Below are 22991 nucleotides of genomic sequence, written 5' to 3'. Positions count from 1 at the left end.
ATTTTTAGAATTTCACAGTTGACTTTGATATCTTTCTTCAAAATACACCACGGTGGAAATACACCACGGTGGAAATACTTAAAAAAGGACTATTGAATAGGAGATCTAAAACGATCTCCTCTTCTATTATTAGCTTTTCGCAAAAGTAAGTTATAAGTACATTAACGCTATATACCGCCTCTATATATTTTGTACAATTGAAGAATTTTCCCCCTTTTACTATAAAGTAGAGCATGTGCCAAAGACAGATAATACAAGCAATAGAAGCTTGTGTTTTACTTATTAGGGAGAATCTCACTATGAAATTGAAGTATACTAAACTCCAGCTTGCTTTGGAAACTATAGGACTTCTATTTTTAGTCGGGATGATCGTTTTTATTTACACTCAGTGGGATCAAATTCCTCAACAAGTTCCTATGCACTATAATGCACTGGGTGAAATCGATAGCTGGGGAAGTAAATATCAAACCTTTATTTTACCAACCATAGGTATTTTGCTTTATATCTTCATTACTGTAGTATCTTTTTTTCCACAGATTTGGAATGTTCCTGTTCAAATAACAGATGAAAACAAAGAAGCTGTGTACCTCAGTACAAAGAATCTAATTATATTCATTAAAGTTGAGATCTTAGCTATATTCTTTTACCTAAATTATCATACTGTAACTGCACAGCCTTTATCAACCATTTTTTTACCTATTTTTATGATAATCATATTTGGCACAGTAATATTCTTCATCGTACGGACCATTCGATTAGGAAATGAAAAAAAGCATAACCGTGAATTATGAGCACACTCAATTCCTTCGAAGGACACTTGAGTTGTTGATCAATTAGAAATTAAAGTTTCTCTAAAATTCGGATTTGAGAATGTTGGTACCAGTGATAAGTCAGAAGTTATTTCACAAGTTATTTCACAAGAGCATACATACAATAATCAAAAAAATTACCATTTTTATAGACACCTTTCTTCATTATGCCCTCTAAAACAAATCCGGCTTTTTCAAGAGCTTTTCTTGAGCCGATATTTTGTGCATAAGGCTCTGCAAATATCCGGACAATATCATACTGTTCAAAAGCTGTCCGACAAAGTTGTTTTATTGCTTCGCTCATTATTCCCCTGCCCCAAAAAGGTTCACCAAGCCAGTATGCAATTTCTGCATTCTTACAATAAACATCGCTTTTAAGGAATAATGCAATGCACCCTGCAGTTTCTCCGTTCACAACAATTGCTCTGCAACACTGTTGTGTTTCATCGTTACAGCTAAAGCTTTCTACAGTTTTTCTGCAGTCATCTAAAGTGGAGGGAAAAGAATCTCTCATGTTTTTTGCAATTTTTGTATTGTGGGAATACTTGAAAAAGCTTTCAACATCGGTTTTGTTCCACTTTCGCAATTCAAAATTCATTTTGACAACATCCGGCAAATATACATAATCAGTTTATACAGATATAAGAAAATTACTTATTAAAAGTCTGAAAGACTTTAATAAATTTGCTTTTTATGCTGTAAAATTCGTATCAAGATTCACAAAGTAAATAGGGTCCTTCCAAATCAGTACTAAAACTAAGGGTATACAGTGATTATTTTGGATAATAGGTATGCATTTAGAGTTTCCCCAATTAAGGTAAACTCTAAAAATCAATTTTTTAGATAAATAATTTATAATACTCTTTTAAATCAAGAAGAAAGCGAGATAAATACTTTATTCTTTTACAATTTATGTTTGTTTATAAATAAGGCATCTGATGTCATTTTCATCCATACAAAATTCAATGCTAAAAGTAAGGAAAAAATCAACGTTTAATTTACCAATTAAAGTACTTAAATCATTTAAACAGCAAATAGATCCTTTAATGGATGTACTTTAACGGGGGGAGAGCTGATACCATATTTAATTGGGCAAATAAGATATAATATCCCTTAAAAAACTACTCATTTTTCAAGGGGTCTAAATTCATTTATTACTGAACGTAATTGTCGGACAGCCTTTTTATGGTGGAGTGGCCATCCGCAATTTGATTCAGTTGTTGCAAAATTCACCTTATTTTTGAGAGGAGGGGTCGAAATGTGAATCTCAATACAAATTATGATAATATAACCAGTCGGCTAGTCCATCTGAGATAGGCTTCACAAAGTTTTCTCTCACCTCCTCTCCTGTGATACGTAAATCTACCTGACCTTGTGTAGCATAATACACAACAGGAGCGATTCGTGTATCTTCCAAGAAAGCGTTTGAAGCAGTGGCATAAAAATCGGTAGTAAATTCATTGTAAACATCTCCCAGTTTATCAGGATTTTCTAGCAACCAATTTATTGATTCATCCCTTTCCTGAGAATTAAACCATACGTTGGCCATTTCTTTTGGGGTTATACCTGCATCGAAAGCAGCTTGTAGTAAATTAATAGGAGTTGCAATTTTGTCTGCATAATCCAGTAGATCGTTATTTTGATTTAAAAAAGCCCCTTCCCAAAGGTTAAGCTGTCCTGTCGTGGCAATCTCTGGTCTTCCAAGAACTACTAACGATTCAAGATACAAAGGCATAATGTCAGTAGCTAAATTTAATAAATCTGAAAACGTATCTCTTTGATTGGAACTTCTACTATTTACCTTATCTCCACAATAACCAGTTAGATCGACTAGATTTACCGGGTTATTTGTTGTATACACATAACGATTGATGCTCTGCGTAGTTACCCTTCTACCTTTGATTACATCCTTGGTAATAAACCTTCCAACACTAGGGTCATAATACCTTGCCCTAAGATAAATCAGCCCAGTTTCATCATCCATTTGTTCCCCTGTGAAACGGAATTCATTGTCAACTGTACCTATTTCCTTCTGTACCTGTCCGAAAGCATCATACAAGTAAGTATTTTTAATTATTCCTTTGCTGTCGCTGAGACTGCGTACACTTCCCAGTCCATCATAATGGTAATAGTATTCTGCGTTTTCAGAATTGGTCATGGAAATAAGGTCTGTTCCATAAGTGTAGCAGGTTGTGTTTTTTGTATCTGATTCGGTGAGCACCTGGGGTAAAGCGCTGTTGATGTCCAATACATATTTGGTGGACTGTGCGTTCTCGCCGTTTATTGTCGTTTTTATGATGCGGTTTCCGTCTCCATCATATTCAAAATTATACGAAGATTTTGGAGTATTAGTGTTACTTACGAATTCGGAAACATTTTTTAATCTATTTGCCTCATCATAACTGTAAGACATAAACTGTGTTGAGTTTACTCTCTTTTTTATTAGATTTCCTTTTTTGTCATATGAATAAGAGATATTCCCTGATTGCAAAAGTTGATCAGCAGCATCATATTTGTAACTAATAGTCGAGCCGATCCCGTCAACATTTGTAGTCATGCTAATTCTATTGCCCATAGAGTCATATTTGTAACTTACAGTCTTGTTAGAAGGATAATCGACTTTGGTTAAGCGATAGAGCTTATCATATCCATATGTAGTAGTCAAAAGCTGTGACTCTTTTAACTCTGAATCTCCAGACTCGACCCCTTCCGCAAGTTGCTCATCAACTTTTAAACGATTGCCTGCAGCATCCAGGGTGTACTTATAACTTGAAACAACCTGAGTTGTGTTTTTATTAATTAATTCAACCAATCTGTTGGCTTTATCATAGGAATATTCTGTCTTTACCCCATTAGGAGTGTTCATAGTTTTCAAATTACCATTTTTAGCATAAGAATAACTTGTAATATGACCATCCGAATCAATTACACCTATTAACCTATTGACAGCATCATAAGAATAAGAAGTCGTCTTGCCATCAGGATACGTCATTTTAACGCGATTCCCAACTTTATTATACGTGTAGCTCACTTTTTGGCCATCGGGGTTGAGAACACTAAGCAAGCGATTCAGTTTATCGTACTTATATGCAGTTGTTCCATGGCTATCTTTCATCGTCAAGCGATTCCCTACGGCATCATAGTTGTAACTCACTTTTTGATCATCAGGGTAGGAAACCTTTGTTAGGCGATTTAAAACATCATAACCGTAAGAAGTGGTCTTCCCATCTTCATCAGTAGAACTAATTTTGTTTCCAACCGCATCATATTTGTTACGTGCAGTTCTTCCCAATGGATCAGTAATAGAAACTTGACGATCTAATGAATCATAACCATAGTCTGTTTTATGCCCTTTTGCATCTGTTGTGGAGATCAGATTTCCTACGGCGTCATAGGTGTACCTAACTACTCCACCCATTGCATCCGTTACTTTAACTAACCGATTTAAAGAGTCGTAAGAATATTTTGTTAATCTCCAATTTGCATCAGTAGAACTAATTTTGTTTCCAACCGCATCATATTTGTTACGTGTAGTTTTCCCTAATGCATTAGTAATAGAGACTTGGCGATTTAGGGAATCGTAGCCATAGTTTGTTTTACGCCCATTTGCATCTGTTGTGGAGATCAGATTTCCTACAGCATCATAGTTGTACCTAACTACTCCACCCATTGCATCCGTTACTTTAACTAACTGATTTAAGGAGTTGTAAGAATACCTTGTTGACTTTCCATATGCATTAGTAATACTAATTTTATTGCCAACCGCATCATATTTGTTACGTGTAGTTTTCCTTAATGCATCAGTAACAGAGACCTGGCGATTTAGGGAATCGTAACCGTAGTTTATTTTATGCCCATTTTCATCTGTTGTGGAGATCAGATTTCCAACAGCATCATAGTTGTACCTAACTACTTTACCCATTGCATTCGTTACTTTAACTAACTGATTTAAGGAGTTGTAAGAATACCTTGTTGACTTTCCATATGCATTAGTAATACTAATTTTATTGCCAATCGCATCATATTTGTTACGTGTAGTTTTCCCTAATGCATTAGTAACAGAGACCTGGCGATTTAGTGGATCGTAATCATAGCTTGTTTTATGCCCTTTTGCGTCTGTCGTGGAAACCAGATTGCCAACGGCATCATATTTGTACCTAACTACTCCACCCATTGCATTCGTTACTTTAACTAACTGATTTAAAGAGTCGTAAGAATACTTTGTTAATCTACCTTCAGCATCTGTAAAACTAATTTTATTTCCAGCAGCATCGTATTTGTTACTTGTAGTTTGTCCCATAGGATCGGTGATGCTTAGGAGATTGTCAAGGGCATCATACTGAAATGTATATCTATTACCTTTTGCATCAGTTTTGGTAGTTACTCTGCCTACAGTATCATAAGTAAAGGCTGAAGTTTTTCCATTAGCATCAGTGATTGTAATTTGATCACCGTTATTGTTATAACTAAAAGTTGCGGTTTTTTTGTTGGAGTCAGTCTCGCCTATAACTTGCCCATATTTGTCATAACTGAAAACAGTCTCATGGCCAAGAGCGTCTATACTCTTAATAAGATTGCTATTATCATCGTATTCAAAAGAGGTTTTATGCCTCAACTCATCAGTCTGGCTAATCAGATTATTTTTTGAGTCATAAGTCATTGATTTACTGTAGCCCAAGGGATTAGTTGTCTTAATGATATTGCCATTGGCGTCGTAGGCAAGTTTGGTAGTCTTACTGTTTTCGTTAGTAACACTAATCCTGTTACCGTTTTCGTCATAGGCATAAGAAATCGTATATCCTAATTGATTAGTTTCATTCAGTTCCCAGAAATGTTCATCGAATGAATAAGTTTTATTCTTGCCAAATGGATCCGTTTCAGTAGTCTTTCGATTTTCTGAGTCGTAATTAAAGGTATAAGTTGCATTGAGAGAATTACTCTGGCTGATTACATGCCCTTTCTCATCATAGGTATTTTTCATGGGATGGTTTCCTCGAGGATCAGTTATCGAGGTCATCCAGTGATTTTCATCATATGTATAACTCAATTTTCCGCCTATCGGGTTCTTACACTGTATCAAATTGCCCTGATCATCATAGGAATAACTCCAAACCCTGCCCATTGGATCAGTAATTGAGATAATGTGACCATTGTGATCATAAGCTAAAATCAGTTCTCTTCCGGAAGCGTCAGTCACTTTAGTAAGTTGTTCGCCAGTATATGTGAAATTAATTTGGTTACCATTCTTATCTACTATATTGACCAGTTTACCTTCAGAGGAAAAGTTATACTTAGTTTGGTCTTTCTTGGTTAAAGTGTAAGTCTCATCCGAATTTTTGATTAAATCATCAAAAACACTCAAAGGCCGAGAATAAGTACCATCTGGATTTAGAATATATGTGTCAGTGTGACCATCTCCTCCCAAAACAGTTACATTACCGTTATTATCAACAGTTAAATTCATGTTATAATTGAATGTCCAGCCAGAACCGAAGAGCCCACTGCGATTATCCATAGAATTATAGGAACGAGAAACTGTCAGAGGTAAGCCACGACCAGGAATAGACAAATCTTGATATTGGTAGAAATAGCTGCCAGTTCCCAAATTTACTGGTTCTTTGGAATAAGCCCCATTTGGATTGGAACTTGGAGAACCATAAGTAGAGCTTGGAATATCACTCTTAGGCGGCACTGGCTCAGGATTCTGAATATCTGTCTTTAAAATAACAAGTCCATTTCTCTCATCAGCTACATAGACATAACTATCTTGAGTGCAAGAATTGGATGCTACACCAGCAGTGCCATAATGACCTACAACTATTGGCGAGGAAGGATTAGTGATATCAACAGCGTAAAGACCATCAAACCAACTTACATATGCACAGTTATCTGATATACTAATGCCTTCAGCAGGAACAGAAATCTTACCTGCAAGCGTTGGTGAGGAACGATTTGTGACATCAACAACTAAAATCCCATTCCAGCCATTGACCATGTTGGCTATATATGCATAATTACCTGCTACAGCAATATCAAATGTAATTGCACCAGTAATATACTTGCCTACAAGTTTAGGTGAAGAAGTATTTGTGATATCAACTATAATGAGACCAGCGTTATCGGCTATGTAGGCGTAATCACCTTCCACGGCAATACCGGTCACAATATCACCAACATCATACTTGCTTATCAGTTTTGGTAACAAGGGATTCGCGACGTCTACAATTGCAATACCACCGTTATAGGCTATATAAGCATAAGTGCCTACTATATCTATATCTGTAGAATAAAACGAGTAACCGGTATAACAACTGCTCGCAAATTTGAGGGAAGATAAATTTGAAATATCGACAATCACAAGTTTGTTATCTCCGCTAGCCAAGTATGCATAATTGCCTGATACTGCAACGGCATATGTAGTCCCACTATTATAATACCTGTCTGCAAATCTTGGCAAAGATGGATCTGTAATGTCGATAACCGAAAGACCCTTTGATTCGTCAGCTACGTATGCATAATTGCCCGATACTGCAACATCACGCGCTCCACCGATGGAATTGTAGCTGCTTAAAAGCGTTGGGGACGATTTATCTGCTATGCTTATAATAGCAAGACCTGTTTGGTCATTAATTACATAAGCTTGGTTGCCAGAAAGCGTAACATAATCCGAAGACCCTGTCGCATACTTTCCCACTAATTTTGGAGAAGAAACATTAGTGATGTCTAGGACTGTGAACCCATTGTCTCCACTATTTGCATTGGCTATATACGCATAATTGTCTGATACTGCAATACCAGTTGGACGTGCATCAGTGGGATTGTAACTCCCCACAAGTGTTGGAGATGAAAGATTACTGATATCAATTATAGCAAGACCGTTATCACCACTGGTTGCATAGGCGTAATTGCTTGATATTGCGACCTGAACCACATTTATAGTATCAAACATAGCTATACGTGTTGGCGACGATTGATTACTTATATCAACAATGTGAAGGCCATAGTTTCTGAAAGGCACATAGGCATAGTTGCCTGATATGATAATATCAGACGTATAACTTGCAGGATAAGTATTATAAGTATACCTCCCTACTAATGTTGGCATTGACGGGTTGGAAATATCCAAAGCGACAAAACCCCTAAGACAGCTAACATAAGCGTAATTCCCCGATACTGTAACACCGCTAGCCAAACTGTTGGTCAAACTATAGCTACCTACGATTTTTGGCAATGATGGATTAGAAATATCCACAATCACTAGACTGATGTTTTCCGTTATATAGGCATAGTTGCCTGATATAGCGATGTCACCTACCAAGCCTGAAATAGCTACTTTTCCCACTTCTTTTGGCTTATTAACATCCTTAATGTCCAATACAACAAAGTCCTGACCTTCTCCAACATATGCATAATTTTCAGCCACGGCAACATTACTAATCCAACCACCTGTGTGACCCACGAAACTCATGTTAGTATTTTCTGCTGCCGAAATTCCTGTAATCATCATCAAAAAAACAATAAATATAAATGAGCAAATGATTTGCCTACTTATTTTCATTAAATCTACACCCCTGCCTTCAAATTCTAACCATCTCAGTTTTGGATTCTCAAACCAATAATTCGCTGAAACCTCTTATTCAAGATTCATTCCGAAAACCACACCTATTTTTCCCGTTAAACCATGAATTCTATGGAACCAAATTCCTTTCCCTACCTCGCCTTTGCATCCTGGTATTTTGGGAACCATGCCTACAGTATACATATAAAAAACATGTATATAATTAATAAAAAATATACAACAGTTTAAACACAAGAAAAACATATAAAACTTTCTATTTTTTTATTAGATATGTTTAAAAAACATTTTTTTAAAAGTTCTTTTGACTTCTTTATAAAAATAACCTTTTAAAATACTGACGTAAGAATTGGTATGATAGAGATGTTTTGTAAAAACATGAGCGAAAGAACAGTCTCAATATAGGAAAATAAAAATAGTGTCCGGAATGAGTAAATTCAATGAAATGTCTTCATAGAAGCACCTAGATCAAAAAATAAGAAAAATAAAGCCGCAAAATGCAGCTTTACTCAAATTCAATGCTCAGGAACGTTCCCATGCCCGTGTTCACAAACCGAACCCTCAATCTGCTCTCTTTTGAACCTGATATAAGTCTCATTGATAGAATCCAGGCATTTTGTGCAGACATTTACCTTTTTTATTACGACTCCCTTTGAAAAATCGGGAATCTGAATTTCCACAGGGTAAACCCTGCCTTTTTTACCGCACAGAACGCATTTGTTTCTTCTGCAGGAGATTTCGTCTTTATTGATGCTTAAATAGGTTTCCTGTGCGGAATCGAGACAGGCCTCACAGAGACCTTTCCAGATACCCTCAGGATAGGCGAATTTGAGGCGGGAACGGAAAACCCGGACAGGAATAACGCTCGGGAGTGCACGTCCGCAAAGATCACAATCTGTCATATCTCATATCTCCTTAGATGAGTACCTTTGCTGCTTCCATTGCCCACTGCAAGAAAGGTTCAGGCCAGAGTCCCATTACAAGCACGCCGGCTGTTGCAAGCAGGAGAGCTGCTGCATATGGGAAAGGCAAGCCGATCTTTTTGCCTTTAGGGGGAAGGAAGTACATGTACCTTACAAGCCTTGCATAATAGAACAATGAAAGGGCACTGTTCAGAATTGCAATTACCGCAAGCCAGGTCATGCCTGCCTGAATGGTTGAAGAGAAGAGCACGAACTTGGCCATGAAACCGGAAGTCAGTGGGATCCCTGCAAGGGCAAAGACGAAAACCGTCATGCAAAGAGCTACCAGCGGCATTCTCTTTCCAAGGCCCCTGAAGTTGTCCAGGTGGTCTGGAACCTGCAGGTCCCCTGTTCTTTGGGTAGTTATCATCCAGACAACTGCGCCGGCTGCAATAAAAGCTCCTCCTTTCATAAAGGCATGGGCAAGGGTATAGAAGATTCCACCTGTAAGAGCCATAGGGGTCATTACCACAAAAGCCATTGCAATGTATCCTGCCTGAGCCAGAGAAGAGTAAGCAAGCATGCGTTTTACACTGGTCTGGGAGACTGCAACCACGTTTCCGAAGGTCATGGTTACGACTGCAAGGATTGTGAAAGCAAACTGCCAGTCAGGCTGGAGTGCAGCAAGCGCCAGGATGAAAACCCTGAAAGCTGCCACAAACCCCATTTTCTTCGACCCGGCTGCAAGCAGGGAAGAGACAACTGAAGGTGAACCCTGATATGTATCCGGAGCCCACATATGGAAAGGTACAAGAGCCATCTTGAAGCCGAAACCTGCAATTAGCAGCACGACTGCAACAAGCCCTATAGGGTTTTCTGCCAGGAGGGAGACATTTTCAGCAATCATTGGAATGCTGGTAGTGCCTGTTGCTCCATACACAAAAGAGATCCCAAACAGCATAAGCGCTGAAGAAACCGCACCCATCATAAAGTACTTCATGGCTCCTTCAAGGGACCTTGGGTTTTGTTTCTCAAAACCTGCAAGGGCATAGGTAGCAAAGCTTGCCAGCTCAAAGGCACAGAAGAGCAGAATAAAGTCGTTTGAAGAGGCAACAACCATCATCCCGAGGGTTGCGAAAAGCACCAGGGAATAAAACTCTTCGGTGTGGTCACTGTTTTCATTATACTTGATTGAAGCAATTGAAACAATCAGTGCAACTACCAGGAAGACCAGTTTGAAGAACTGGGAAAGGGCGTCAATGCTGACAGTGCCGTAGAACATCGTAGCTTCGGTCCCGAAACTCTGTATCGTCAGGACCAGAGCTGCAAGGATTCCAAGAGTTGCCAGGTAACCCAGCACATTCTTAGTCCGGGAAGACATGAAAACCCCTATAAACAGTATAATCAGACCGGTTGCAGCGATTGCAATTTCAGGTGCAAGAAACATTAAATTTTCCATTTTTTACACCCCCAGAGCAGCCGCAAGGCTTACTATTGCTTCCGAATTCGTGATCATCATATTAAGCACTGGATTCGGGTTCCAGCCGAAATATACCACAAGCAGTGCAATTACTGCCATGGAAAAGACCTGAAGAGAGTTAATGTCCCTGACATCTCCGAGTTTCTCGTTATAAACTCCAAACATTGCCCTCTGCATTGCCCAGAGGTGGTAGCCTGCAGTAATCACTATTGCCAGAAGGGCAAGCAAGACAAATCCAGGCAGATTGACATAGCTGAAGGCCAGCACCAGGAACTCGGCAATAAAGCCAGTCAACCCTGGCAGGCCAAGGGATGCCATAAACCCTAGCATCATAAGTACAGCCAGCGTCGGCATCTTCTTTGCAAGCCCGCCAAGATTATTTATTATCCTTGTTCCCGTGCTGGTCTGGATCGCTCCTGCGGACATGAACATGATACTCATTATAAGCCCGTGGGAAAACTGCTGGAACATAGCACCTGAAACCGAAAGGGCGACAAAGCCTGCCGAACCCAATAAAACATATCCCATATGGCTTAAACTGGAATACGCTATCATACGCTTGAGGTCTTTCTGTCTCAGAGCCAGAAGCGCCCCGTACAATATGCTGAAAGCTCCAAGCAGGCCCAGAATAGTAATCATAAGCTCAGGGTTACCAGTATTCGGAAGCATCGGAAGTGAAATTCTGAAAAGCCCGTATCCTCCTATCTTGAGCAGAATAAAGAGCACACTACCTGCAGTCGGGGCTTCGGTATAAGCATCCGGAAGCCAGGAATGGAAGGGGAAAGTTGGCAGCTTTGCCAGGAACCCGAAAATGATTGAGAGGAAGATTGCATTCCTTAACAGGCCGGACCCTAAGAACTGGAACTGTCCAACCAGCTCCCTTATGTCAAAGGTAGGAACCCCGGTCTGCTGCCAGGAGGCATAGAAAAGCCCGAAGATCCCAAGAAGCATTACCAGAGAGGCAACATGCGTATAGATAAAGAATTTATAAGACGCATGGGCCCGCTTTTCTCCTCCCCAGATGTTTACCATGAAGAAGAGAGGAATCAGAGTAAGCTCCCAGAAGATATAGAAGACCACGAAATCAAGGGCTACGAAGACTCCTATAACTGCAGCCTGCATGGTCAGGATCAGCCCATAAAACCTGTTCGAGTCTTCTCTTTCTTCCTTCCAGCTATAAAGGATCAGGAACGGGATAACTATTGCATTCAGGAGGATAAGAGGCATGGAGATGCCGTCAATACCAACCGAATATTTGACTCCTAGCAAGGGAATCCAGTCTATCGATTCAAAGAACTGCATGGCAGCCGTACTGCTGTCAAAGTTCAGGTAGGCATACAGGGTAAGACCAAGAGTCGCAAGGGACCCTAAAAAAGCCAGTCCTGCAGCCTGTTCTTTCGTTTTTGTGAAAAAGGTCACTGCTGCGAAAATCAGCGGCACCAGAATCAACAGTGATGCAACCGGCAGCATCAGAGTACCTCCATTATTAACTTAACAAGTATTATCAGCAGGCTCACACCCGCAATTACTACAATTGCATAAGTCTGGACAACTCCGGTCTGGACTCTCCGGAGTTCCTCACTTACACCGACTGTAAGAATTCCGATTCCTTCCACGATACTATCAATGATCACATCAAGCACCTGAGAAAGGAGAGCAATGACTCCGTATACGATTCCAAGTGAGAAGAACTCAGTATAAATTTTATGCTGGTAATAGCGCTTGTAAAGCAACCTGTAAACCGGATTCTTCATGGAAGCAAGCGGCCCGAGTTTAATTATCCTCAGATAATAGATCACAAAGGCAACTGCAAGGCCTGCAACGGCGACTATCATCGGAAGCCACTGGACAAAGAGAGATTCGCTCCCCGCTGTCCCTACAAGCTCGTTTCGGCCTAAGGCTGCAAGGCCTCCTATGTTAAGATTCACGAAGCCGTTTGCAAATGTTTCTTCAAGGAAATTCATAAACCCTGTTTTTGTCAGCCCCCCAAACACAAGGGAAAAGATTGCCAGAATTGAGAGGGGGATTGTCATAATAGCGGGGGACTCATGTCCGTGGTAGTCACTTCTCGGCTTCCCTGTAAAGGTCATGAAGATCAGCCTAAAGATGTAAATAGAAGTGAGGAGTGCAGCCGCAATTGAGAATGCATAGGGAATCCAGTTGTTGCTGTTCTCTCCAAAGAGATAGGCGGCTTCAATAATCGCATCCTTTGAGAAGAAACCGCTTGTTCCTATTGAGGTCCCTGGTATTCCGAAGCCTGCCAGAGCCAGGGCTGCAATTGCCATAGTAGCAGCCGTAACTGGCATTACCTTTCTTACGCCTCCGAGTTCTCTCATGTCCTGGGTGCCTACTGCATGGATTACGCTGCCTGCACAGAGGAAAAGAAGAGCCTTAAAGAAAGCATGGTTGATCAGGTGGAAGAGAGAAATGCCTATTGCTTCAAGCCCGATTGCCGAACCGAGGCCAAGGCCAAGCATCATGTATCCAAGCTGGCTTATGGTCGAGTAAGCAAGCACACGCTTGAGATCGTTCATTACGATTCCCATCGTGCCTGCAAAAAGTGCGGTAAATCCTCCAAGATAAGCAACTACCATGAGGGAGTCAGGGGCTGCAATAAACATGGGGAAGGTTCTTGCGACCAGGTAGACACCGGCAGTAACCATTGTCGCAGCATGGATAAGGGCAGAAACCGTTGTCGGACCTTCCATTGCGTCAGGCAGCCATACATGCAGCGGGAACTGCCCGGACTTTCCTACAGCTCCTCCGAAGAAGAGCAGGGTGATGATGGTAAGGTGACTTACTTCAAAACCGAAAATGTTTGTCTGAAGCGCAGACAGTTGTGGAATGTAACTGAAGATTTCGTCAAAACGGAGCAGGTATGTCCCGTCCTGAAACCCGCCTGCAAGTTTCAGGATATCGGAGGTCAGTACAATTATCCCTGTAAGGAACATCACATCTCCTATCCTGGTTGTCAGGAAAGCCTTCTTGGCAGCCGCTGCAGCCGAGGGCCTTTCGAACCAGAAGCCAATTAAAAGATAAGAACAGAGCCCTACAAGTTCCCAGGAAACAAAGAGCTGAAGGATGTTGTCCGAAAGCACCAGGGAAAGCATTGCTGCGGTAAAGAGTGCGGTTTCTGCAAAATACCTGGCTTCTCCTGGGTCACCGGACATATAGCTAACTGCATAGATATGGATCAACAGGCTCACAAAAGAGACCATTGACAGCATTACTGCAGCCAGGGGATCAATCAACACTCCTATGTTGAGCACTGCAAACCAGGGATAGGACTGGCTTATAACCTCGTCTGGGTTTGCCAGCAGCCTGAGAGTAATCATTAAAGAGATTACGAAGGAGGCGGCAATTGCCAGTATAGGAACAATGGCGCCACCTGATGGCATTTTCCTGCCAAAAAAGAAGGTGATCACAAAAGCCAGTGCCGGAAGCAGGGGAATTAAAAATGCGAATTCTTCCAAAGCCGTTTTTACCACCTCAGGCTCTTGAGCTCATTAAGGTTGATCTTATCGTGCATTCTGTAGATTGCCATGAGGATTGCAAAACCGACTGCTGCTTCGGCAGCTGCAAGGGCAATTGAGAATACGGCAAAAACCTGCCCGTTTAGGGTATCCGTGTAGCTGGAGAAAGCTACCAGGTTCAGGTTTGCGGAGTTGAGCATGAGCTCAATGCACATAATCATTCTGATGCCGTTTTTATGTGTCATTACACCATAGAGTCCTATTGAAAACAGCAGGGCTGCAAGCCCCAGGTAAAAGATTAAAGGAATCATTGGTTGCTCTCCCTTTTTGCCAGGTAAAAGATTAAAGGAATCATTGGTTGCTCTCCCTTTTTGCCAGGTAAAAGATTAAAGGAATCATTGGTCGCTCTCCCTTTTTGCCAGGTAAAAGATTAAAGGAATCATCGGTTGCCCTCCCCTTTTGCCAGGTAAATTGCTCCTATGAGGGAGGCGAGCAGGACAATTGAAAGGACTTCAAAAGGCGCTACATACTGAGTAAAGATCAGCATGCCAATGCCCTCTATATTACTCTGGTCAGCCGGGCTTTGGGGGAGTTCGGAAACCGTATTCCAGGAAGTCCCAAAAGCCCCGATTACCACAATAGCTGTAAAGAGCAAAACTACGAGAAAGGCTAAAGGTCGGTTAATCCTCACCGGGTTCACCTCCTATCTCGTGCTTTGTTAGCATAACCGCAAAGAGGATGAGCACTCCGATTGCTCCGATGTAAACCAGTACCTGAATGATTCCAAGGAACTGGGCATTCAAAAGGATGTAGAGAGCTGCAATTCCAAACATGCACATGATCAGGGCAAGCCCAGCCCGGACAATATCTTTTGCAGTTACCACGAAGACTGCAAAGAATACTGTAGAGATGGCAAGAACCCAGAAGACAGCCATTTTTAGAGCTTCTCCTATTGTTTCAAGTTCTATCATTTCTCGTCACCTTCCTCAAGATCGACTTCCCTTGCAAGTTTTTCAGGGGTTATGAGCAGGTCTTTGTGCTTCCATTTTACGAGACCTTTAGCATATTCCTTGCCGCTTGAAAGCGCACCTTTCGGGCACTGGTCAATACAGAGCCCGCAGAAAAGGCAGTGTCCGATGTCAATCTGAGGGAACCAGCGTTGTTTTGTGCTACCTGGTGCAATCGGGGCTTTTACGATTTTGATTGCGGCATTGGGACAGGTATTGGCACAGATGCCACAGCCTATGCATTTACTTTTATCAAGTATCTGAAGCCCCCTGAACCGGTCGGAAAGCTCGCTCTGTTTTTCCGGGTACATCCTGGTTACGGGAGGCCTTGTGATGTTTCTAATTGCATATTTAATGTTTTTAAGGACCATGATTCATGCCCCCAGGTAGAGTCCGAGCCCTACAGCCCAGACAAGATTTAAAAGGGCAAGAGGAAGCAGTTTTTTCCAGCTCAGGTCAACAACCTGGTCAATCCTGAACCTTGGGACAGCCCATCTGAGCCCTATAATTACCATAAGTACAAAGACAACTTTTACAATCAGGAATCCTGTTGGAACAATAATGCCAAAGAAGGAGTTGTTTGCAATAAAGCCTGGTACGTTCCAGCCTCCAAGGAAGAGAAGGGCTACAAGGAAAGAACCAAGGATCATGTGGATGTACTCGGCAAAGAAACCAAGCCCAAAACGCATTCCACAGTATTCCGTAATCCACCCTGCTATCAATTCTTCTTCGGACTCGTTCTGGTCAAAGGGGAGTCTTCCCATATCAGCCATAAGTGATACAAAGAATACAAAACATCCAAGGGGCTGGAGGAAAATATTCCAGTGCAGGCCCTGCGCAGTCGAAATGTCTACTATATTAAGCGAACCTGTCATAGCAGCTACACTTATGACAGTTATTCCAAGAGGTACTTCATATCCTACCATTCGAGCAAAGTTTCGAAAAGCTCCTAGCAGAGAATATTTGTTATTTGAGCCGTAAGCCACCATGAAAATTCCGAAAATGGATAATGCGGATACCGCTTCGATGTAAAGCACGCTAATGTCCATCTGGGTGACCGCAAGCGGGTATTCGACCCCATTAATAAAGACCGCGCCCACAGGAAGAGCAACAAGCATAAGGAAAACCGAACCAAGCATGAAAATATTAGCATTATTAAAAAGTAAACTGTCAGCATTCAGCGGCTTTAAGTCTTCTTTTGTAAAAAGTTTGATTGCATCGGCTACAAGCTGCAGAAGCCCATATTTTCCTACGCGGCAGGGGCCCATCCTGGTTTGGATGTCAGCAGAAAGCTTCCGTTCAAGCCAGACAGCTCCCATTGCTCCCATGAAAATAACTCCAATCAGAACAAGGCCAACTATTCCACGGACCCAGGGAATTAAAGGAGTTATATATTCAGGAATTACTACTGTCATCAGAATCACCTGTCCGCTTCACTGGTACACCCGTCCATACTGCCCGAGATTGCTGCCACATCTGCAACAGTCGTGCCTATTATAAGGGGAGGTAGAGCTTGCAGGGTAGGATAGTAAGGTCCTCTAATCTTTACTCTGTATGGCTTGTCCGAACCGTCGGAAATCATGTACATTCCCATTTCCCCTCTTGGGTCTTCCACCCTGTAGAATACCTCACCAGCAGGAACTCTCATCACAGGGGTTCTCCTGCCGTACAGGGAACCTTCAGGGAAGAGAGGGCCGCTTGGAATCTGGTCGAAGCACTGTTCCAGGATATAGATACTTTCTCTGATCTCGTTAATCCTGACCTGGACTCTTGCAAAACAGTCTCCTGCGGTTTCAGTGCAGACTTTGAAGTCAAGGTCTTTATAGACCAGATAAGGCTCGTTTTTCCGGATGTCAAAAGGCACACCGGTTGCACGCAAAGGAGGCCCTGAGACTCCAAGATTCTTTGCGACATCAGCAGTCAGGACACCAACTCCAACAGTCCTTTCCCTGTAGATCCTGTCCGTATGGAACATTTCTTCAAAATCGTCAACTGATTTTTTGAGGTTGTTGAGGACAGAGAGTGCTTTTTCTTTAAACCCATCCGGAAGGTCGTCGCGTACTCCTCCAAACTTAAGATAACTATGAGTAATTCTGGCTCCTGTGATCATATCAATCAGGCTCAGGACTTCTTCTCTTTCCCTGATCGTGTACATGAACATGGAGACAAAACCAATGAATTCCCCAAACTCTCCCATACCCAGCAGATGACTCTGAATTCTTGTAAGCTCGTCAAGAATAACCCTGATATATTGAGACCTTTCAGGCGGTTCGATGCCAAGTAATTTCTCGGTACAACCTACAAAACATTCTTCATTTACAAGGGCTACAAGATAGCAGATCCTGTCCACGATTGTGATTCCCTGGAGGTACGTCTTATTCTCCAGAATCTTTTCAATACCTTTATGAATGAAACCCAGTTCTATGTCAGCATCCACGACTGTTTCCCCTTTCAACCTCAGGTTTAGCCTGAATGGGCCGGGTTGCATGGGATGTTGAGGGCCCAGGTGTACAATCATCTCATTTGGTTCAAGCTTTTCTTCCATTTCTCACCCTCACACCAGATTTCTGGCCGTCTTATTCGGAAAGCCCTCGTAATCTTTTCTGAGTGGCCATTCTCCAAGCATATCTTCGGGAAGTATAAGTGGCTTCAGGTTAGGGTGGTTTTTAAATAGAATCCCGAAAAGTTCGTAAGTTTCTCTTTCATACCAGTTTGCATTCCAGTACACCGATACAATAGACTCGATTTCCGGATTTTCCCTTGGAAGTTTGGCCTTAAGTGTCAGAACCACAGGATGGTTATATGATGCTATATGATAGACTACCTCAAGCTCATTCCTTTTTATGTAGTCTACTCCGCAGACTGAGCAGAGATGGTCAAATTGAAGGGAATCCTTGAGGTACTGACAGACTTCTTTCGTCTTCTCCTTTTCCACATATGCCCTGGCACGGATTTCAGACTCGGCAGTTGTTTCGGAGATTGCCTCAGGAAATGCACCTGTTAATGACTTGAGAATTTCTGTGACATCCATAATTTTCCCTCGAATAACTCTGAAATTTCAAAAGAACCTCAGTAATCTTAATACTCCGAGCCCAGGTCTTTTTTGGCTTTGATTTTTTCCTGTAGTTCCACAAATCCCTGAAGCATTGCTTCTGGCCTTGGAGGACATCCTGGAACGAAGACATCAATTGGAAATATTTCATCAATATTCTGGACTGTGCTGTATGATTCATAAAACGGGCCGCCACTAATTGAACAGTCTCCGAAAGCGATGACCCATTTCGGAGAAGGCATCTGTTCCCAGAGTCTTTTTAAAGCAGGCAGGTACTTCTTTGTCACGTAGCCACTTATGAGCATGACATCAGCCTGTCTAGGAGAGTTTCTCGGAATGATCCCAAAGCGGTCCGTATCATAGTGAGCACAACCCATGGCAATCATCTCGACTCCGCAACAGCCCATTGGCTGGGTCATAAACCATAGAGAATTTTTCCTTCCCCAGTTGATTATATCCTGAACCTTAGTTTTCTTGAGAAATTCACTGATCGCATTGCTTGTTGTTGTGATAACTCCAGGAATTTCTTCTTCCGAAGTTTCATAGGGTTTACTCGTTTTTTTCTCCTTCACTTCACCCATGTAAGGGCCCCCTTCTTCCAGAGATAAATATATCCGAAGAGCAGTATAAAAATAAAGGCAAACATCTCAACCACTGCAAGAGAGGTGATCCCATGCCCCTTATAGACTGTAACCCATGGGTAAAGGAAAAGCACCTCTATATCAAAGAGCACAAAAGCGATCGCATAAAGATAATACTCAACATTGAACTGGATCCTTGCAGTTCCTGTGGGAACCGAACCCGACTCATATGTCGTGTATTTGCCGGCTGCCTTGCTCCTTGGACTCAGTTGCTTTACCATAAACATTGTCATTGGAGGCATAATAAGTGCCACGACAAGGAATATTGCAACTGGTATGTAGCTATCAATTATTTCAGACATTAATATCACCTATTAAAGTGCAGCAACCTGAAATTGCAGCATTACATGACATGAATTTTGGGTTTTCGGACAAAAAACTGCGTCCAAGCAACCGGGTTAGGAAAATTGCTTTCGGTCCAGACACAGGTCCTTTTGGAAATGCCTGAATTCACAGATCCTTAATTTCAATAAAAGTATCCCTGTATACAGACATTTGCTTTTGGGCTTTGAATATTTAGATTTCTTTGCCCGGAATTATACGATAGTTGCCAGAAGTTCAGGAAAATTCCTGCTTCAGGCAGCTTAGGTCCAATCGAGTGAGATTAATATAGATAATAATTATAATTGCTTAAAATTACAGAACTCCATAATAATTGCTGCAAACGAGAGGAGTTACTTATCGCTATTTGCTAGATAATTAATAATATATAAATATTAAGTTCAAATAATTAAAATCTGTTTTTGGAATATGGATCTATTTTAAAAATATAGATAAAGTTATGGTCCGTTTGCGGAATTATATAAGTTATGTATATGTTATTCTCCTCCAGTTCCCCAAACATAAATAATATTATTTATAATATATATAAGTAAGCGTCATATAAACACAATAAGTATATATATACATTAATTATTTTAGATTGAATAAAACATTCATATATAATAACATAAATAATCATGAGAAATTTTCAGAATAAAAGGTTTTTCATACCTCGCATGAAATAAAAATAATAAAGAATTAATAAAAATTGGGCAATCCTGCTGCAGAATCTGGGATGGAAGCCCACTTGTATATTTTACGAGATATGAACAAAATAAATAGCAAAATCACCAGTGAAGCAGTATAAATATAGTTGGCAGAAAAGAAATCAAATTGCGTGCGGCCACCCCACCCTAAAGGATGGGGTATGCTTCGGGCCTCCCGCCCGGTTTCTGGGGAATAGTTAAGTATCCATTTACAAGACTTCCTTGATGCAGAGTTTCATTACCAACTTATGTAACCATGAGACTAAGAAACCTACTTTACAAAGAAGCAACGGTACAGAGGTTTAAACGAAACCAAAAAGAGGCGAGGGTTCACTTCATCCCCAATCTAAAGAATAGGGTATTCGTGACCCTCTGCGCTCCCGTAGTAATAAATTACAAATTATCAAGTACAACAAATTGCCGCATTCACGACAAAGAGAATAGTATGCTTCTTAGTATGACCCTGAGAACACACTGTACCAATACATTATAATAAGTCTTTTCATGATAGAAAAACTGGTGGAATCGCATGAAGATTAATGACAATTGTGTAGGGTGCGGCCAATGTGCTTCTTTTTGCAAAAAAGGAGCAATCGAGGTAAAAGGAAAGGCACGAGCTACTGACGCCTGCGTAGACTGCGGAATCTGCGTCCTCTACTGCCCTGTTAAGGCTATAGAGGTGGTGTCATGAAAGCGATTGTGATTGGTGCAGGACTCGGAGGACTCTTGAGTGCGGCCAGACTCTCAAAAGCAGGATACCAGGTAGACGTTTTTGAAATGCTTCCCATCACAGGAGGAAGGTTTACAAATCTCCCTTACAAAGGATTCCAGCTTTCGAGCGGAGCTTTCCATATCCTGCCCCATGGACCTGCAGGCCCTCTAGCTAAGTTTCTCAACGAAGTCGGAGCCGATGTAAAGATCGTGAGGTCAGATATTACAACTGTACGCGTGCCCCTGAAAAAAGGCAGCAAGGATTACGAAAAAGGCTTCAAAGACATTTCTTTTACTGATTTTTCTACACTTCTCTCGCATAAAGACCGATTGAAGATCGCTCTTCTCATAGTGAGCACGCGAAAGAACCGCCCGGCAGGAAGCAGTTTGCAGGCATGGATCAGGTCCCAGTTTAAGGACGAATGGCTTGTGAAATTTGCCGATGCTTTCTGCGGCTGGGCATTGAGCCTAAGAAGTGACGAAGTTCCTGTGGAAGAAGTTTTTGAAATAATTGAAAACATGTACAGATTCGGCGGCCCAGGAGTTCCCATAGGTGGATGCAAAGGGATTATCGATGCTCTGGAAAGTGTGATTGCTGCACACGACGGGAAGATTCATACCAATACCGAGGTTTCAAAAATCCTTGTGGAAAACGGAAAAGCCGCAGGCGTACTTGTTGGTGAGGAAGTCCATAAAGCAGACCTGGTCATCAGCAATTTAGGGCATGCTGCAACGGCATGTCTTTGCGAGGAGGCCCTTTCAGGTGAGAAAGCTTCAGAATACCTCAGAAGACTTGAAGCCCTGAAGCCTTCTGCCGGCATAAAGATTTGTCTTGCTGCAGACGAGCCACTTGTAGGGCATTCGGGTGTTCTTCTAACCCCATATGCAAAAAGAGTTAATGGGATAAACGAGGTTACGCAGATCGATCCGAAACTTGCTCCACCTGGCAAACATCTTACAATGTCTCATCAGTACGTAGCTCCTGAGAACGTGAAAAATCTCGAAGCTGAAATTGAATTCGGGCTTCAAGATCTTAAAGAACTCTTTCCCAACAAAAAATACGAGGTACTGCTTATACAGTCATACCACGACAACTGGCCGGTAAACAGGGCAGCATCAGGCACAGATCCTGGTAATGAAACTCCTGTCCCCGGACTTTATGTTGTAGGGGATGGAGCCAAAGGAAAAGGTGGCATTGAAGTCGAAGGTGTAGCTCTCGGTGTAGTTGCTACTATGAATAAAATTTTAGGTTGAAATCCCAGAAAAAAACCCAGCAGGTGTTTTATTATTCCACCAAAAAATCCCAACTTTGTGACTTATTCGAAAAACGTTTTCGTTCCTGTGACCAACATTTGCAGGAACCGTTGTGGTTACTGCGGTTTTCGGCGGGAGCCAGGACAACCAGGTGCCAGGCTCATGAAGCCCGAAGAAATTCTTCCTGTGCTTGAAAACGGGGCAAAGGCAGGATGTACCGAAGCCCTTTTCACCTTCGGGGAGTATGCAGAGGAAGTTTCGGAGTACAGGAAATGGCTTAAAAAACTCGGTTATTCTTCCACGCTTGAATACCTTCTTTTTCTCTGTGAGGCTTCAATCGATATTGGAATCCTTCCTCATACGAATGCAGGAATTATGACGCGCACGGAGCTGAAGGCTTTAAAGCCTTTGAACGCAAGCATGGGGCTTATGCTTGAGAGCACGGCAACCCTGGATGCCCATAAGGACTGTCCAGGCAAACTTCCCGAACTCAGGCTTAATACCATTCGGGAAGCAGGAAAACTCCAGATTCCCTATACTACCGGCCTTCTTATAGGAATTGGGGAGATAAGGGAAGACAGAATTGAGTCCCTTGAAGCTATTGCAGGCCTCCATAGGGAATACGGGCACATTCAGGAAGTTATTATTCAGAACTTTGCCCCAAAGCCCGGAACACCCATGGAGAATTTTCCTGCGCCCTCAATAGAAGAAATAATTGACACTATCTGCCTGGCCAGGCAGATTCTTCCTTCTGACATAGCAGTACAGGTTGCCCCAAACCTTATAGACCCAAAAGCCCTTATCGCAAAAGGAGTAACTGACCTGGGAGGCATATCTCCACTGACAATTGACTGGATTAATCCGGAAGCTGAATGGCCAGATATAAAGGAATTGCAAAGGAAACTAAGTCCTATTTTACTCAAAGAACGCCTGCCAATTTACCCTCAGTATGTAAGAAAAAAATGGTACTCGGACAGGATAGGCGGGCTTATAGAACAACTCTCTGATACCGACGGTTACAGGAAAAAGCCCTGAACAGAGGGCATGCGGAGGAATTG

20 protein-coding genes are annotated in these 22991 nt (G+C 41.8%); 5 read left to right on the top strand and 15 right to left on the bottom strand.

The features are described from left to right. Window positions 1–299: 299 nt before the first annotated feature. Window positions 300–791 carry a DUF1648 domain-containing protein gene (locus tag MSBRW_RS07130; protein WP_011308309.1) on the top strand — a complete coding sequence of 164 codons (492 nt, stop codon included), beginning with the start codon at window positions 300–302 and terminating at the stop codon, window positions 789–791. Window positions 792–909: 118 nt separating this feature from the next. Here the strand turns inward: MSBRW_RS07130 and MSBRW_RS07125 are convergent, their stop codons facing one another. The 15 genes from MSBRW_RS07125 to fpoA all read right to left on the bottom strand — a co-directional run bounded on the left by MSBRW_RS07125 (window position 910) and on the right by fpoA (window position 19242). Next, window positions 910–1407 (bottom strand): GNAT family N-acetyltransferase, encoded by a 498-nt coding sequence (locus tag MSBRW_RS07125; RefSeq protein WP_011308310.1) that lies wholly within the window; start codon window positions 1405–1407, stop codon window positions 910–912. Between the two features lie 669 nt (window positions 1408–2076). Further along, window positions 2077–8367 carry an RHS repeat-associated core domain-containing protein gene (locus MSBRW_RS21940; RefSeq protein ID WP_011308311.1) on the bottom strand — a complete coding sequence of 2097 codons (6291 nt, stop codon included), beginning with the start codon at window positions 8365–8367 and terminating at the stop codon, window positions 2077–2079. A 533-nt stretch (window positions 8368–8900) separates the two neighbouring features. Continuing rightward, window positions 8901–9287: a F420H2 dehydrogenase subunit FpoO gene (locus MSBRW_RS07115; protein WP_011308312.1), complete on the bottom strand. Its 387-nt coding sequence runs from the start codon at window positions 9285–9287 to the stop codon at window positions 8901–8903. Between the two features lie 13 nt (window positions 9288–9300). After that, entirely contained in the window at window positions 9301–10746 is a 1446-nt protein-coding gene (gene fpoN, locus MSBRW_RS07110) for a F(420)H(2) dehydrogenase subunit N (RefSeq protein WP_011308313.1), read from the bottom strand. 3 nt (window positions 10747–10749) lie between these two features. After that, window positions 10750–12237, bottom strand: coding sequence for a F(420)H(2) dehydrogenase subunit M (gene fpoM, locus MSBRW_RS07105; protein ID WP_011308314.1), 1488 nt, complete (start codon window positions 12235–12237; stop codon window positions 10750–10752). Further along, a complete protein-coding gene (fpoL, locus tag MSBRW_RS07100; protein ID WP_048103034.1) occupies window positions 12237–14255 on the bottom strand; it encodes a F420H2 dehydrogenase subunit FpoL in 2019 nt (672 codons plus the stop codon). The genes fpoM and fpoL overlap by 1 nt, the downstream gene beginning before the upstream one ends. Continuing rightward, a complete protein-coding gene (gene fpoK / locus MSBRW_RS07095) occupies window positions 14249–14551 on the bottom strand; it encodes a F420H2 dehydrogenase subunit FpoK (RefSeq protein WP_011308316.1) in 303 nt (100 codons plus the stop codon). Before fpoK ends, fpoL begins: the two co-directional genes overlap by 7 nt. Before the next feature lie 128 nt (window positions 14552–14679). Further along, window positions 14680–14931, bottom strand: a complete 252-nt coding sequence (gene fpoJ, locus MSBRW_RS23825) for a F420H2 dehydrogenase subunit FpoJ (RefSeq protein WP_011308317.1) — start codon at window positions 14929–14931, stop codon at window positions 14680–14682. Further along, on the bottom strand, window positions 14921–15211 hold the full coding sequence (locus MSBRW_RS23820) for an NADH-quinone oxidoreductase subunit J (RefSeq protein ID WP_011308318.1): 291 nt from the start codon (window positions 15209–15211) through the stop codon (window positions 14921–14923). Before MSBRW_RS23820 ends, fpoJ begins: the two co-directional genes overlap by 11 nt. After that, a complete protein-coding gene (gene fpoI, locus MSBRW_RS07080) occupies window positions 15208–15618 on the bottom strand; it encodes a F420H2 dehydrogenase subunit FpoI (RefSeq protein WP_011308319.1) in 411 nt (136 codons plus the stop codon). Before fpoI ends, MSBRW_RS23820 begins: the two co-directional genes overlap by 4 nt. A gap of 3 nt (window positions 15619–15621) precedes the next feature. Beyond that, complete coding sequence (gene fpoH / locus MSBRW_RS07075; RefSeq protein ID WP_011308320.1) at window positions 15622–16662, bottom strand: F420H2 dehydrogenase subunit FpoH; 1041 nt, start codon at window positions 16660–16662, stop codon at window positions 15622–15624. 5 nt (window positions 16663–16667) lie between these two features. Further along, a complete protein-coding gene (gene fpoD, locus MSBRW_RS07070) occupies window positions 16668–17792 on the bottom strand; it encodes a F420H2 dehydrogenase subunit FpoD (protein ID WP_011308321.1) in 1125 nt (374 codons plus the stop codon). A gap of 9 nt (window positions 17793–17801) precedes the next feature. Continuing rightward, a complete protein-coding gene (fpoC, locus tag MSBRW_RS07065; RefSeq protein WP_011308322.1) occupies window positions 17802–18278 on the bottom strand; it encodes a F420H2 dehydrogenase subunit FpoC in 477 nt (158 codons plus the stop codon). Between the two features lie 47 nt (window positions 18279–18325). Continuing rightward, complete coding sequence (gene fpoB, locus MSBRW_RS07060) at window positions 18326–18880, bottom strand: F(420)H(2) dehydrogenase subunit B (RefSeq protein WP_011308323.1); 555 nt, start codon at window positions 18878–18880, stop codon at window positions 18326–18328. After that, window positions 18868–19242 (bottom strand): F420H2 dehydrogenase subunit FpoA, encoded by a 375-nt coding sequence (fpoA, locus tag MSBRW_RS07055; protein WP_011308324.1) that lies wholly within the window; start codon window positions 19240–19242, stop codon window positions 18868–18870. The genes fpoB and fpoA overlap by 13 nt, the downstream gene beginning before the upstream one ends. Between fpoA and MSBRW_RS22910 the strand changes: the two genes are divergently transcribed. From MSBRW_RS22910 to cofG, 4 genes are all read left to right on the top strand, one after another. Continuing rightward, entirely contained in the window at window positions 19188–19388 is a 201-nt protein-coding gene (locus MSBRW_RS22910; RefSeq protein WP_048136536.1) for a hypothetical protein, read from the top strand. The two genes, fpoA and MSBRW_RS22910, sit on opposite strands and share 55 nt — an antisense overlap. Before the next feature lie 1109 nt (window positions 19389–20497). Then, window positions 20498–20659: a 4Fe-4S binding protein gene (locus MSBRW_RS07045; protein WP_011308325.1), complete on the top strand. Its 162-nt coding sequence runs from the start codon at window positions 20498–20500 to the stop codon at window positions 20657–20659. Beyond that, window positions 20656–21933 (top strand): phytoene desaturase family protein, encoded by a 1278-nt coding sequence (locus MSBRW_RS07040; RefSeq protein WP_011308326.1) that lies wholly within the window; start codon window positions 20656–20658, stop codon window positions 21931–21933. The genes MSBRW_RS07045 and MSBRW_RS07040 overlap by 4 nt, the downstream gene beginning before the upstream one ends. Before the next feature lie 57 nt (window positions 21934–21990). Then, window positions 21991–22968, top strand: coding sequence for a 7,8-didemethyl-8-hydroxy-5-deazariboflavin synthase CofG (cofG, locus tag MSBRW_RS07035; protein ID WP_011308327.1), 978 nt, complete (start codon window positions 21991–21993; stop codon window positions 22966–22968). The last annotated feature ends 23 nt before the right edge of the window (window positions 22969–22991 follow it).

Origin of the sequence: Methanosarcina barkeri str. Wiesmoor, from assembly GCF_000969985.1 — an archaeon.
GTDB classification, from domain to species: Archaea; Halobacteriota; Methanosarcinia; order Methanosarcinales; family Methanosarcinaceae; genus Methanosarcina; species Methanosarcina barkeri_B.
This window is presented reverse-complemented; position numbering and strand designations above follow the sequence as displayed.

Excerpts from the sequence above, each read along its gene's own strand:
- MSBRW_RS07130 (WP_011308309.1), top strand. The coding sequence starts at position 300 with ATGAAATTGAAGTATACTAAACTCCAGCTTGCTTTGGAAACTATAGGA.
- MSBRW_RS07125 (WP_011308310.1), bottom strand. The coding sequence starts at position 1,407 with ATGAATTTTGAATTGCGAAAGTGGAACAAAACCGATGTTGAAAGCTTT.
- MSBRW_RS21940 (WP_011308311.1), bottom strand. The coding sequence starts at position 8,367 with ATGAAAATAAGTAGGCAAATCATTTGCTCATTTATATTTATTGTTTTT.
- MSBRW_RS07115 (WP_011308312.1), bottom strand. The coding sequence starts at position 9,287 with ATGACAGATTGTGATCTTTGCGGACGTGCACTCCCGAGCGTTATTCCT.
- fpoN (WP_011308313.1), bottom strand. The coding sequence starts at position 10,746 with ATGGAAAATTTAATGTTTCTTGCACCTGAAATTGCAATCGCTGCAACC.
- fpoM (WP_011308314.1), bottom strand. The coding sequence starts at position 12,237 with ATGCTGCCGGTTGCATCACTGTTGATTCTGGTGCCGCTGATTTTCGCA.
- fpoK (WP_011308316.1), bottom strand. The coding sequence starts at position 14,551 with ATGATTCCTTTAATCTTTTACCTGGGGCTTGCAGCCCTGCTGTTTTCA.
- MSBRW_RS23820 (WP_011308318.1), bottom strand. The coding sequence starts at position 15,211 with ATGATAGAACTTGAAACAATAGGAGAAGCTCTAAAAATGGCTGTCTTC.
- fpoI (WP_011308319.1), bottom strand. The coding sequence starts at position 15,618 with ATGGTCCTTAAAAACATTAAATATGCAATTAGAAACATCACAAGGCCT.
- fpoH (WP_011308320.1), bottom strand. The coding sequence starts at position 16,662 with ATGACAGTAGTAATTCCTGAATATATAACTCCTTTAATTCCCTGGGTC.
- fpoD (WP_011308321.1), bottom strand. The coding sequence starts at position 17,792 with ATGGAAGAAAAGCTTGAACCAAATGAGATGATTGTACACCTGGGCCCT.
- fpoC (WP_011308322.1), bottom strand. The coding sequence starts at position 18,278 with ATGGATGTCACAGAAATTCTCAAGTCATTAACAGGTGCATTTCCTGAG.
- fpoB (WP_011308323.1), bottom strand. The coding sequence starts at position 18,880 with ATGGGTGAAGTGAAGGAGAAAAAAACGAGTAAACCCTATGAAACTTCG.
- fpoA (WP_011308324.1), bottom strand. The coding sequence starts at position 19,242 with ATGTCTGAAATAATTGATAGCTACATACCAGTTGCAATATTCCTTGTC.
- MSBRW_RS07045 (WP_011308325.1), top strand. The coding sequence starts at position 20,498 with ATGAAGATTAATGACAATTGTGTAGGGTGCGGCCAATGTGCTTCTTTT.
- MSBRW_RS07040 (WP_011308326.1), top strand. The coding sequence starts at position 20,656 with ATGAAAGCGATTGTGATTGGTGCAGGACTCGGAGGACTCTTGAGTGCG.